The sequence below is a fragment of the Caldimonas mangrovi genome, from assembly GCF_023721835.1.
GTDB lineage: Bacteria > Pseudomonadota > Gammaproteobacteria > Burkholderiales > Burkholderiaceae_C > Caldimonas > Caldimonas mangrovi.
On the sequence record NZ_JAMKFE010000005.1, the window covers coordinates 124,746 to 137,191 of the forward strand.

Below are 12,446 nucleotides of genomic sequence, written 5' to 3' on the forward strand. Positions count from 1 at the left end.
CCGTCCCTGTTCATATTCGCAGCTTGACCTTTATGACCGGACAACCAATCAAACGGTCACCGAACCCGGCGGGTTCAACTCGATAGAATCGTTTCATGCCCAGCGAGACCCCGAAGTTGCCGCCACCGCCCGCCCAGCCGACGCTGCCGGACGGCGGGGAGGGAACTGTCATCGCCGAAAGGCAGTCATCGAAGGTGGAGCCGCCCCGGCTGTACCAGGTGGTGATGCTGAACGACGACTTCACGCCGATGGAGTTCGTGGTGATGGTGCTGCAGCAGTTCTTCCATCGTGATCTGGAGACTGCGACCCACATCATGTTGAAGATCCACCACGAGGGCCGAGGCGTCTGTGGCGTCTACACCAAGGACGTAGCCGCCACAAAAGTGGAAATGGTGCTTGCCGCCGCGCGCCGCGCGGGGCATCCTTTGCAGTGCATTATGGAGGCCGCATGATTGCCCAGGAACTTGAAGTCAGCCTGCACATGGCGTTCGTCGAGGCGCGCCAGCAGCGCCACGAGTTCATTACCGTGGAGCACCTGCTGCTGGCCCTGCTCGACAACCCGTCGGCGGCCGAGGTACTGCGGGCCTGCTCGGCCAACATCGATGACCTGCGCAAGAGCCTGACGCACTTCATCAAGGAAAACACGCCGACGGTCGGGGGCACGGACGAGGTCGACACCCAGCCGACGCTCGGCTTCCAGCGGGTGATCCAGCGCGCGATCATGCACGTGCAGTCCACCGGCAGCGGCAAGAAGGAAGTGACCGGTGCCAACGTGCTGGTCGCCATCTTCGGCGAGAAGGATTCCCACGCGGTCTACTACCTGCACCAGCAGGGGGTGACGCGGCTGGACGTGGTCAACTACATCGCTCACGGCATCAAAAAATCCGACCCGCCGGAGCCGGCCAAGCCCAGCGAGGGCGGCGGCGCCGAGGCCGAGAAGGAAGAGGGTGAAGGCAAGGGCTCGCCGCTGGAGCAGTTCACCCAGAACCTGAACCAGTCGGCGCGCGAAGGCCGGATCGACCCGCTGATCGGCCGCGAGCTGGAAGTCGAGCGCGTGATCCAGGTGCTGTGCCGCCGGCGCAAGAACAACCCGCTGCTGGTCGGCGAGGCGGGTGTCGGCAAGACGGCGATTGCCGAAGGCCTGGCGTGGCGCATCACGGAGGGCGACGTGCCCGAGGTGCTGGCCGACTCGACCGTCTATGCGCTCGACATGGGCGCGCTGCTGGCGGGCACCAAGTACCGCGGCGACTTCGAACAGCGCCTGAAGGGTGTGCTGAAGGCGTTGAAGGACCAGCCGAACGCCGTGCTGTTCATCGACGAGATCCACACGCTGATCGGGGCCGGTGCGGCGTCGGGCGGTACGCTGGACGCCAGCAACCTGCTGAAGCCGGCGCTCAGTTCGGGCACGCTGAAGTGCATCGGCGCGACCACCTTCACCGAGTACCGCGGCATCTTCGAGAAGGACGCGGCGCTGTCGCGGCGCTTCCAGAAGATCGATGTGGTCGAGCCGTCCGTCGAGCAGACGATCGAGATCCTGAAGGGTCTGAAGTCTCGCTTCGAGGAGCACCACAGCGTCAAGTACGCCTTGAATGCCCTGCAGGCGGCGGCCGAACTGTCAGCCAAGTTCATCAACGACCGCCACCTGCCCGACAAGGCGATCGACGTGATCGACGAAGCGGGCGCGGCGCAGCGCATCCTGCCGAAGAGCAAGCAGAAAAAGACGATCACTCGTGCAGAAGTAGAAGAAATCGTGGCGAAGATCGCCAGGATTCCTCCGGCGAGTGTCAGTAATGACGACCGTTCGAAGCTGCGCAACCTCGACCGTGACCTGAAGAGTGTCGTGTTCGGTCAGGACGCCGCGATCGAGGCGCTCGCCGCCGCGATCAAGATGGCCCGCTCGGGCCTCGGCAAGCCGGACAAGCCGATCGGCTCCTTCCTGTTCAGCGGGCCGACGGGAGTCGGCAAGACCGAGGTCGCCAAGCAGCTCGCCTACATCCTCGGCATCGAGCTGATCCGTTTCGACATGTCGGAATACATGGAACGCCATGCGGTGAGCCGGCTGATCGGCGCACCGCCAGGCTACGTGGGCTTCGACCAGGGCGGGTTGCTGACCGAAGCGGTGACCAAGAAGCCGCACGCGGTGCTGCTGCTCGACGAGATCGAGAAGGCCCATCCGGACGTCTTCAACGTGCTGCTGCAGGTGATGGACCACGGCACATTGACCGACAACAACGGGCGCAAGGCCGACTTCCGCAACGTCATCATCATCATGACGACGAACGCGGGCGCCGAGACGATGCAGAAGGCGGTGATCGGTTTCACCAGCCACCGCGAGCAGGGCGACGAGATGGCCGACATCAAGCGGCTGTTCACTCCCGAGTTCCGTAACCGTCTCGACGCGATGGTGAGCTTCAAGTCGCTGGACGAGGAGATCATCCTGCGGGTGGTCGACAAGTTCCTGCTGCAGCTCGAAAGCCAGCTGGCCGAGAAGAAGGTCGAGGTGACCTTCGCCGACGTGCTGCGCAAGCACCTGGCGAAGAAGGGCTTCGACCCGCTGATGGGCGCGCGCCCGATGCAGCGGCTGATCCAGGACACCATTCGTCGTGCGTTGGCCGCGACGAACTGCTGTTCGGTCAGCTGGTCGACGGCGGCCGCTTGACGGTCGACCTCGACGAGAAGGACGAGGTGGTGCTCGACATCCAGCCGAGCCGCCGCAGCGACAAGCCGAAGGCCGAGCCGGCGACGGCCGAGTGACCGGCTTCGCGTTGCTCGAGCAAGGGCCCTTCGGGGCCCTTTTTCATGCTTGTTTCACGACAAAGGCGGCCGGGTCCTGGCGAAAGTAGCCGCAGAACAAGGCGTGCAGCCGCGGATGCTCACGTTTGAAATCTTGGGGCGCGACGAAAAACGCTTCGGCGGACACCGCGAAGAACTCGTCGACGGCTTGCGCGCCGTATGGGTCCAGAAAGGTGTCGACGCCGGCGTCGACGGCGCTGCAGAAGCGCTCGTACTCGGCGTCGAGAGTGGTGATCCATGCCTCGCGGCGCGCCCGGTCGGGCAACGGCGGTATGCCGTCGGGTTCGCCGTCGAGCATGTCGAGCTTGTGGACGAATTCGTGGATCACGACGTTGTAGCCGAGTTCGGCCGACTCGCCGGCGTGCTGCACGTCGTGCCAGGACAAGGTGACGGGGCCGCCCTCCATCGCTTCGCCGGCCAGCACCTCGTCGTAGCGGTGCACGACGCCGGCCTCGTCCATCACTTCGCGCCGGGCCACGACCTGGTCGCCGTGCAGCACGATGCCGACGAAGCCGTCGTAGAGCGCCAGGCCGAGTTGGAGCACCGGCAGGCAGGCCTGGGCGGCGACCGCGACCGCGACCTCGTCGGTGATCGCGAAACCACCGGCACCGGTGAACTCCTTGCGGCGCAGGAACAATGTCGCCATGCGGCGCAATTCGGCCTGGTCGGCGGTGCTGCGATAGGCGAGGAAGGGGTAGCTGGCCATCACCAGCGCCCAGAGGTCTCCCGGGATTTCGTGCTTGCGCAGCAGCTGCGCCTCACGGGCGCTGCGCCAGCGCGACAGCCACTGCGACCACATGGCCGAAGCGTCAGGGCAGGGGGCCGGCGGGCGGCACGCGCTGCACGCCCGCAAGCGTGATGCGCAACACCTCGGCGCGATGCGGGTGTGCCGGGTCGTTGGCGTCGAGATCCCAGTCGCTTGTCACGTGCCGCACGACGCCGGGCGCCATGGCATGGTCGGCCGGCTTGTGCGTATGCCCGTGAATGAAGACATCGGCATGCGCATGTCGCAGCCACGCGAGCGCAGTCGGCGGGTCGATGTCGCCGTACGACTCCGTGCCCTGCGTGCGCTTGCGCTCCTCGCTGGCCTGGCGCAACTGGGCGGCGACGTGGCGGCGCGCGGCCAGCGGCTGCGCGAGAAACTGCTCGGCCCAGGCCGGCTGGCGTACCTGCGCGCGAAAGCGCTGGTAGTCGACATCGTCGAGGCACAGCGCGTCGCCGTGTGCCAGCAGGTAGCGGTGCGGCCCGAACGACAGCACGGTCGGGTCGGGCAGGGCATGCAGGCCGCAGCTTTCCAGAAAGCGGGGCCCGACCAGAAAGTCGCGATTGCCCGCCATGAAGCCGACCCAGCGGCGGCGCGCGGCCTCTCGCAGGGCTTCGGCACACGCGTGTTCGAAGCCGTCGGCAGCGGCGTCGTCGCCCACCCAGACCTCGAACAGGTCGCCGAGGATCAGCACGGCATCGGCCGGCGTGTGCAGCAGGTGGGTACGGAACGCTTCGAAGGTGCGCGGCAGCTCTGCCTGCAGGTGCAGGTCGGAGAGGATGTCGACGCAGCGCCAGCTCGCCGGGGCGGGCAGTTCGTGCGGCGTCGGCAACGAAGGCTCGGCGCGTACGCTCACGGCATGCCCCGCGGCGGCACTCAGACTTCGACGGCCTTGTTGATGACGACGTCCTCGAGGGGCACGTCGTCGTGGAAGCCCTTGCGGCCGGTCTTGACGCCCTTGATCTTGTCGACCACCTCGGTGCCTTCGACCACCTTGCCGAACACGGCGTAGCCCCAGCCTTGCAGGCTCTCGGACTTGAAGTTCAGGAAGTCGTTGTCGGCCACATTGATGAAGAACTGGGCGGTGGCCGAGTGCGGCGCCTGCGTGCGTGCCATCGCCAGCGTGTAGCGGGCGTTCTTCAGTCCGTTGTTGGCCTCGTTCTCGATCGGCTCGCCGGTGGGCTTCTGGTTCATGCCGGGCTCGAAGCCGCCGCCCTGGATCATGAAGCCGTCGATCACGCGGTGGAAGACGGTGTTGTCGTAGTGGCCCTGGCGCACGTAGGACAGAAAGTTCTCGACCGACTTCGGTGCCTTGTCGGCATCGAGTTCGATCTTGATGACGCCATGATTGGTGTGCAGTTCAACGGCCATGTTCATTTCTCCACGGTGACTTTTTTGATGAGAACCGGCTCGGCCGGGACGTTCTGGTGCATGCCCTTGCTGGTGGTGGGCACGCTCTTGATCTTGTCGACGACGCCCATGCCGGCGACGACCTTGCCGAACACGGCATAGCCATTGCCGTCGCGAGAGTTGGCCGCGTCGAGGAAGGCATTGTCCTTGAGGTTGATGAAGAACTGCGCGGTGGCGGAGTTCGGATCCATCGTGCGGGCCATCGCGACGGTGCCGCGCAGATTGGACAGGCCGTTGCGACTCTCCAGCGGGATCGGCGCGCGCGTGGGCTTCTGGTTCATGTCCGGCGTGAAGCCGCCGCCCTGAATCATGAAGCCGTCGATGACGCGGTGGAAGACCGTGCCGTCGTAGTGGCCCTCCTTCACATACTGAAGAAAGTTCTCGACGCTTTTCGGCGCTTTAGCCGCATCGAGTTGCAGCACGATGTCACCCATCGACGTGGTCATCTTGACCGTCTGCGCCTGGGCGGTCGTGCCGAGGCCGGCTGCGAGCGCAAGCGCCGCGAGAGCGGTCCGCATCTTCATCGTCATCCAATCGCTCCTTCGTAGAAGATCTGCCATTGTCCACCTTCCGGGGCCCGCGCCGGGTGCCTGGCCGTATGGACGGGTTTCACGTTGCTAACGCGTTCGATGGCAGCGTCATGCGTCGCCCGTCGGCATCGACGCCAGGGACGAAACGGTGTTGCAGGCGGGGCGGTTGCCGCGGCGAGCGCTGCTTTCAGCGAACCGGCGGTGTGGCGAACAGCTCGCGGATCAGTGCGAGCTTCGGGGGCACCGCCCGGTTGTCGGCGTCGATCTGCAGCGCGCGGGCGTAGGCCTCGCTCGCGAGCTTGGCGTACACGTCGCCGAGGTTCTCGTGGGCCGCCGCGTAGTTCGGCTGCGCACGAACCGCCATCTCGAGGGCGACGCGCGCCTTGTCGTACTGGCCCAGCTCGGAGTACAGCACCGCGAGATTGTTGTAGGGCTCCGGCAGTGAAGGGTGGTCCTGGATCAGTCGGGTGAACTGGGCGATCGCTTCGGAGGTCTTCTTCTGCTCGGCGAGCACCACCCCTTTCAGGAAACGCAGTTGCAGGTCGGCAGGTTGGCGCGCCAGTGCCTGTTCGACCTTCAGCATCGCGTCGGCCGTCTTGCCGGCGCGCAACAGCTCCTTCGCGTGGCCGGCGTCGTCGGCTGACGCAGGGCCGGCCAAGGCTGCGAGGGCCAGCAGCAGGCAGGGCAGCGGGCGGCGGTGGAATCCAAGGCGCATGAACATTCTCTTGCAACGCTGCGGCTATACTCGGCCGATTCTACTGTGCCCCCTGCGGCCATCTCTGCAAACCTGCATCCTTCTTCAAGGTTCGGCGCCGTGTTGAAATTCCCGCGACCCATCACGCGTCGCCGCGCCGGCCTCGGCCCCGGTGCCCGGCTTCCGGCTTGCTGACCCCTCACCCCGAAGTCCGGCGATTCGATTCGCAGACCCGCCCATGACGCTGTCCATCTACAACTCCCTGACCCGACGCCAGGAGCCGTTCGCGCCGATCGAGCCGAATCATGTGCGCATGTATGTGTGCGGCATGACGATCTACGACTACTGCCACGTGGGGCATGCGCGGATGATGATGGCCTTCGACGTGGTGCAGCGCTGGCTCAGGGTGCTGGGCTATCGCGTCACCTACGTGCGCAACATCACCGACATCGACGACAAGATCATCCGCCGCGCACTGGAGCGCGGCATCACGATCCGTCAGCTGACCGAGGAGATGGCGCAGGCGATGCACGAAGACATCGGCGCGCTCGGCATCGAGCCGCCGACGCAGGAGCCGAGGGCGACCGAGTACGTGCCGCAGATGGTGAGCCTGATCCACGCGCTGGAAGACAAGGGGCTGGCCTATCGCACCGCCGGCGGCGACGTCAACTATGCGGTGCGACGCTTCCCGGCCTACGGCAAGCTGTCCGGCAAGTCGCTCGACCAGTTGCGCGCCGGCGAACGCGTTGCCGTCTCTGAGGGCAAGGAAGATCCGCTCGACTTCGTGCTGTGGAAGGCCGCGAAAGAGAGCGAGCCCGACGACGCGAAATGGGATGCGCCTTTCGGCAAGGGCCGGCCTGGTTGGCATATCGAATGCTCGGCGATGAGCTGCGCCTTGCTCGGCGAGCATTTCGACATCCACGGCGGAGGCATGGACCTGCAATTTCCTCATCACGAGAACGAGATCGCGCAAAGCGAAGGCGCGACCGGCAAGCCGTTCGTCAACGTCTGGATGCACAACGGCTTCGTGAACGTCGACAACGAAAAGATGTCGAAATCGCTCGGCAACTTCTTCACGATCCGCGACGTGCTGAAGAGCTACGACGGGCAGACGCTGCGCTTTTTCATGCTGCGCACGCACTATCGCAGCCAGTTCAACTACAGCGACGCACATCTCGAAGATGCGCGCCACTCGCTGCGCCGGCTGTACACAGCGCTCGACGCGGTAGCGCCGGCCGACGTGTCGATCGACTGGAGCGAGCCGGCTGCCGCGAAGTTCCGTGCGGCGATGAACGACGACTTCAACACCGCGGAAGCGGTGGCGGTGCTGTTCGAACTCGCTTCCGAGGTGAACCGCACGCGCTCGGCCGAGGTGGCCGGGCTGCTGAAGGCGCTGGGCGGCACGCTGGGCCTGTTGCAGGGGGCGCCGCGCGAATATCTGCAGGGCGGCCACAGCAGCGTGCTCGATGAAGCGGCCATCCAGGCGCAGATCGACGCGCGTGCCGCGGCCAAGAAGGCGAAGAACTATGCAGAGGCCGATCGCATCCGCGAGGCGCTGGCCGAACAAGGCATCGTGCTGCAGGACACCCCGCAGGGCACGACCTGGGTCAGGGCCTGAAGGCGGCGCGAGCGATGCCGAAGTCCGTCACCCCTGACTACTGGGACGATGCCTGCAAGCATCTGTCCAAGCGCGACCGCGTGTTGCGCAAGCTGATCCCCCAGTTCGGCGAAGCGCGGCTGCAAAGCCGCGGCGATGCGTTCACGACGCTGGCGCGTTCCATCGTCGGGCAGCAGATCTCGGTGAAGGCGGCACAAGCCGTGTGGGATCGCTTCGCCGAGATGGTGAGCGGACCGTCGACGCGCATTCCGCCGGCCGAGGTGCTGGAATTGCCCGCAGACGGGTTGCGCGCCGTCGGCTTGTCGGCGCGCAAGGTCGAGTACCTGCGCGACCTGGCCGCCCACTTCCATGGCGGCGCGGTGCACGTGCGTCAGTGGGCGTTGATGGACGACGAGGCCATCATCGAAGAGCTGATCGCCATCCGCGGCATCGGCCGCTGGACCGCCGAGATGTTCCTGATCTTCCACCTGATGCGCCCCAACGTGCTGCCGCTGGACGACCTCGGACTGCTGAAGGGCATCAGCGTGAACTACTTCAGCGGGGAGCCCGTTTCAAGGGCGGAAGCCCGCGAAGTCAGCGAGGCCTGGGCGCCGTTTCGCTCTGTTGCCACGTGGTACATTTGGCGCAGCCTCGACCCCCTTCCGGTGGAATATTGACAACAATTCTCCGAGGCGCGTGACTCAACTTGACGGATGTGACTTGGGATGAGCAAACGACACTTTCTCGAGTTCGAGCAGCCTATTGCCGAGCTTGAAACCAAGATCGACGAGCTGCGTTACGTACAGACCGAATCTGCGGTCGACATCTCCGAAGAGATCGACCGGCTCGGCAAGAAGAGCCTGCAGCTCACGAAGGACATCTACTCCAGCCTGACGCCCTGGCAGGTCACGCAGATCGCGCGCCACCCGCAGCGTCCCTACACGCTGGACTACATCAACGAGATCTTCACCGAGTTCCAGGAACTGCACGGCGACCGCCATTTCTCCGACGACCAGTCCATCGTCGGTGGCCTGGCGCGCTTCAACGGGCAGGCCTGCATGGTGCTCGGCCACCAGAAGGGCCGCGACACGAAGGAGCGAGCCGCGCGCAATTTCGGCATGTCGCGCCCGGAAGGCTATCGCAAGGCCCTGCGGCTGATGAAGCTGGCCGAGAAGTTCGGCCTGCCGGTGTTCACCTTCGTCGATACCCCGGGGGCCTATCCGGGCATCGGTGCCGAAGAGCGCGGCCAGTCCGAGGCCATCGGTCGCAACATCTTCGAGATGGCCCAGCTCGAAGTGCCGATCGTCACGACGATCATCGGTGAAGGCGGCTCCGGCGGCGCACTGGCGATCAGCGTGGCCGACCAGGTGCTGATGCTGCAGTACTCGGTCTATTCGGTCATCTCGCCCGAAGGCTGCGCGTCCATCCTCTGGAAGACAGCCGACCGTGCCTCCGAGGCCGCCGAGGCGCTCGGCATCACCGCCCATCGCCTGAAGGCGCTGAGCCTGGTCGACAAGATCGTCAACGAGCCGGTCGGCGGGGCGCATCGCGACCACAAGCAGATGGCCGCCTACCTCAAGCGTGCGCTGAACGACGCATTGCGCCAGGTGTCCGATCTGCGGCCGAAGGAGTTGCTGCAGCGTCGCTACGAGCGGCTGCAGAGCTACGGCCGCTACACCGACACCAAAGAGCGCGGATGAGCCCTGCGCTGGTGGCTGCTCGCCCGGTCGTGGCGGTGGCCTACAGCGGCGGGCGCGACTCCACCGCGCTGCTCCATGCCACCGCGAAGGCCGCGCACGATGAAGGCGTGCGCGTGCTGGCGCTGCATGTTCACCACGGGCTGCAAGCCAAGGCAGACGACTGGCTGGCACATTGCGAGCGGCAGTGCGCGGCGTGGCAGCGCAAGGGTTGGCCGGTCGAGCTGGCCCATACCCGCCTGGCGCTGGGGCCGAAGAAGGGCGAGAGCGTCGAGGCCGTGGCCCGCAAGGCCCGATATCGCGCCTTGCACGACCTGGCCGCCGCGCATGGCGCAGACGTCGTGCTGCTGGCCCACCACCGGCGCGACCAAGCCGAAACCTTTCTGCTGCAGGCGCTGCGGGGGGCCGGCGTCGCAGGGCTGGCCGGCATGCCGGCGGCGGTCGTGCGCGATGGCATCACCTGGATGCGCCCCTGGTTGCACCACCCGCGTGAAGCCGTCGAGGCGTACGTGCGCCGCCATCGCCTGCGCTACATCGACGACGACAGCAACGACGATGCACGGTTCGCCCGCAACCGGCTGCGCCTGGCCGTCTGGCCTGCGCTGGCGCAGGCGTTCCCTCACGCCGAGGCGGCATTGGCGGATGCCGGTACGTGGGCTCGTGATGCGAGCGCATGCCTGGCTGAGCTGGCCGTTCTGGACCTTGCCGCGGTCGCGACGCCGGCCGGGCTGAAGCTCGAGCCGTGGCTGGCGCTGGGAGCGCCCCGGGCCCGCAATGCGTTGCGCGCCTGGTACCGGGACGCAGCCGGTGAGCCACTGCCGGCGAGTTGGGTGGAGCGGCTGTGGAGCGAGCTGCCCCAGCGGCGTTCGGCGCAGTGGCAGATGCCGTCCGGCACACTGCGCAGCTATCGCGGCGTGCTGAGTCACGCGACGGCGCCGGTGTCGACCGCCGCCCCGAACGCGCAGCCCGGGACAGAGCTGAAGATCGTGCGTGCCGGGCGTTACCGGCCGCCCGGATGGGACGGCGTCCTTCACGTAGAGCGCTGCGCGAATGGTGGCGCGCCGGCCGCACTGCTGAAGAGCCTGCGCGCCGTGCCTCGCGCGGGCGGTGAGCAGTTTCAGAGGGGGCCGGGACGGCCGCCGCGCAGCCTGAAGAAGCAGTTCCAGGATGCCGCCTTGCCGGCCTGGGCACGCAGCGGCCCGCTGCTCTATGCCGGTGAACGCCTGGTCTTCGTGCCCGGGCTCGGCATCGATGCGCGCGTGGTCGCGGCACCCGGCGAACCGCAGTGGTGCCTGCGCTGGGAACCGGACGTTCCCCGCTGAGCCCTGCCGGGCGCCGGATGCTGCGCTGCAGCGAGATACAATCGCCGGTTCGCGACCGCGGCGCGACTTCCTGATTCGTCACCGCGCACCCAACTCCAGTACCGAACTCCGATGGCACTGATCGTTCACAAATACGGCGGCACCTCGATGGGCTCCACCGAGCGTATCCGCAACGTCGCCAAACGCGTCGCCAAATGGGCGCGGGCCGGCCACCAGATGGTGGTGGTGCCCTCGGCCATGAGCGGCGAGACCAACCGCCTGCTCGGCCTTGCGAAAGAGCTGGCGCCTGCAAGCCACACCGACGAGTACGCGCGCGAACTCGACATGATCGCCTCGACCGGCGAACAGGTGTCGGTGGGCCTGCTGTCGATCGCGCTGCAGGCCGAGGGCATGCAGGCCGTCAGCTATGCCGGCTGGCAGGTGCCGGTCAAGACCGATTCGGCCTACACGAAGGCCCGCATCGAAAGCATCGACGACGTCAAGGTGCGTGCCGACCTGGCGGCCGGCAAGGTGGTGATCATCACCGGCTTCCAGGGCATCGACGGGGCAGGCAACATCACGACGCTGGGGCGTGGCGGTTCGGACACCTCGGCCGTCGCGGTCGCCGCCGCGATGAAAGCCGACGAATGCCTGATCTACACCGACGTCGACGGCGTCTACACGACCGACCCGCGCATCGTGCCCGAAGCGCGCCGCCTGCACACCATCAGCTTCGAAGAGATGCTCGAGATGGCGAGCCTGGGCTCCAAGGTGCTGCAGATCCGCTCGGTGGAATTCGCCGGCAAGTACCGCGTGCCGCTGCGTGTGCTGTCCAGCTTCACGCCCTGGGACATCCCGATCGACGAGGAAGCCAAGTCGGGAACGCTGATCACCTTTGAGGAAGACGAGAAAATGGAACAAGCCGTTGTCTCTGGCATCGCCTTCAACCGCGACGAAGCCAAGATCACCGTGATGGGCGTCCCCGACAAGCCCGGCATCGCCTACCAGATCCTCGGCGCCGTGGCGGACGCGAACATCGATGTCGACGTGATCCTGCAGAACGTGTCGCATGACGGCAGGACCGACTTCTCGTTCACCGTGCACCGCAACGACTATGCGAAGACCGTCGATCTGCTCAACAGCAAGGTGATTCCAGCGCTGGGCGCCGAGAAGCTGGTCGGCGACACCAAGATCTGCAAGGTCTCGATCGTCGGCATCGGCATGCGCTCGCATGCTGGCGTGGCCGCGACGATGTTCCGCGCGCTGAGCGAAGAGGGCATCAACATCCAGATGATCACGACCAGCGAGATCAAGACCAGCGTTGTGATCGACGAGAAGTACATGGAGCTCGCGGTGCGCGCGCTGCACAAGTCTTTCGATCTGGACCAGGAAGCGGGCTGAGCATTCATCGGAAGCGGACATTTCCGGTTTAGAATGCCGCTTCCGCCGATTTCACGGATGGAGACGTGACCGAGAGGCCGAAGGTGCTCCCCTGCTAAGGGAGTATGCGGTGATGAGCTGCATCAAGGGTTCGAATCCCTTCGTCTCCGCCAACAGCGCAAAGAACACGGGCCCCGGTGGCCCGTGTTTCTTTTGTGCATCACCGAAAGCTGTGAAGCCCGAGGCGTGCCGCGACTCCGAGCCATGGCCAAGGGCAAGGT

11 protein-coding genes, 1 tRNA gene and 1 pseudogene are annotated in these 12,446 nt (G+C 66.0%); 8 read left to right on the forward strand and 5 right to left on the reverse strand.

The window, feature by feature from the left end; genetic code table 11:
• Window positions 1-95 precede the first annotated feature (95 nt).
• Together clpS and clpA are read left to right on the forward strand one after the other, a co-directional pair.
• The gene (gene clpS, locus M8A51_RS10040; RefSeq protein ID WP_251778079.1) at window positions 96-452 is read left to right on the forward strand and encodes an ATP-dependent Clp protease adapter ClpS; all 357 of its coding nucleotides are present in this window, start codon (window positions 96-98) and stop codon (window positions 450-452) included.
• Window positions 449-2,754: pseudogene (gene clpA, locus M8A51_RS10045) on the forward strand (ATP-dependent Clp protease ATP-binding subunit ClpA). The gene clpS and the pseudogene clpA overlap by 4 nt, the downstream one beginning before the upstream one ends.
• 43 nt (window positions 2,755-2,797) lie before the next feature.
• Here the strand turns inward: clpA and M8A51_RS10050 are convergent.
• From M8A51_RS10050 to M8A51_RS10070, 5 genes are all read right to left on the reverse strand, one after another.
• Window positions 2,798-3,592: a M90 family metallopeptidase gene (locus M8A51_RS10050; RefSeq protein WP_251778080.1), complete on the reverse strand. Its 795-nt coding sequence runs from the start codon at window positions 3,590-3,592 to the stop codon at window positions 2,798-2,800.
• 10 nt (window positions 3,593-3,602) lie between these two features.
• Window positions 3,603-4,412: a UDP-2,3-diacylglucosamine diphosphatase gene (locus M8A51_RS10055; RefSeq protein WP_251778081.1), complete on the reverse strand. Its 810-nt coding sequence runs from the start codon at window positions 4,410-4,412 to the stop codon at window positions 3,603-3,605.
• 20 nt (window positions 4,413-4,432) lie between these two features.
• Window positions 4,433-4,927 (reverse strand): peptidylprolyl isomerase, encoded by a 495-nt coding sequence (locus M8A51_RS10060; RefSeq protein ID WP_251778082.1) that lies wholly within the window; start codon window positions 4,925-4,927, stop codon window positions 4,433-4,435.
• A gap of 2 nt (window positions 4,928-4,929) precedes the next feature.
• Complete coding sequence (locus M8A51_RS10065) at window positions 4,930-5,490, reverse strand: peptidylprolyl isomerase (RefSeq protein ID WP_407062220.1); 561 nt, start codon at window positions 5,488-5,490, stop codon at window positions 4,930-4,932.
• A gap of 193 nt (window positions 5,491-5,683) precedes the next feature.
• Window positions 5,684-6,211, reverse strand: a complete 528-nt coding sequence (locus tag M8A51_RS10070; RefSeq protein ID WP_251778083.1) for a tetratricopeptide repeat protein — start codon at window positions 6,209-6,211, stop codon at window positions 5,684-5,686.
• A 217-nt stretch (window positions 6,212-6,428) separates the two neighbouring features.
• Here M8A51_RS10070 and cysS point away from each other — a divergent pair, with 217 nt between their 5' ends.
• The 6 genes from cysS to M8A51_RS10100 all read left to right on the forward strand — a co-directional run bounded on the left by cysS (window position 6,429) and on the right by M8A51_RS10100 (window position 12,338).
• Window positions 6,429-7,808 carry a cysteine--tRNA ligase gene (cysS, locus tag M8A51_RS10075; RefSeq protein WP_251778084.1) on the forward strand — a complete coding sequence of 460 codons (1,380 nt, stop codon included), beginning with the start codon at window positions 6,429-6,431 and terminating at the stop codon, window positions 7,806-7,808.
• 14 nt (window positions 7,809-7,822) lie between these two features.
• A complete protein-coding gene (locus M8A51_RS10080; RefSeq protein ID WP_251778085.1) occupies window positions 7,823-8,464 on the forward strand; it encodes a DNA-3-methyladenine glycosylase family protein in 642 nt (213 codons plus the stop codon).
• 48 nt (window positions 8,465-8,512) lie between these two features.
• Window positions 8,513-9,487: an acetyl-CoA carboxylase carboxyltransferase subunit alpha gene (locus M8A51_RS10085; protein WP_251778086.1), complete on the forward strand. Its 975-nt coding sequence runs from the start codon at window positions 8,513-8,515 to the stop codon at window positions 9,485-9,487.
• Window positions 9,484-10,806, forward strand: a complete 1,323-nt coding sequence (gene tilS, locus M8A51_RS10090) for a tRNA lysidine(34) synthetase TilS (RefSeq protein ID WP_251778087.1) — start codon at window positions 9,484-9,486, stop codon at window positions 10,804-10,806. The genes M8A51_RS10085 and tilS overlap by 4 nt, the downstream gene beginning before the upstream one ends.
• A gap of 111 nt (window positions 10,807-10,917) precedes the next feature.
• Window positions 10,918-12,186: an aspartate kinase gene (locus M8A51_RS10095; RefSeq protein WP_251778088.1), complete on the forward strand. Its 1,269-nt coding sequence runs from the start codon at window positions 10,918-10,920 to the stop codon at window positions 12,184-12,186.
• A gap of 59 nt (window positions 12,187-12,245) precedes the next feature.
• A tRNA-Ser gene (locus tag M8A51_RS10100) sits at window positions 12,246-12,338 on the forward strand.
• Window positions 12,339-12,446: the final 108 nt, after the last annotated feature.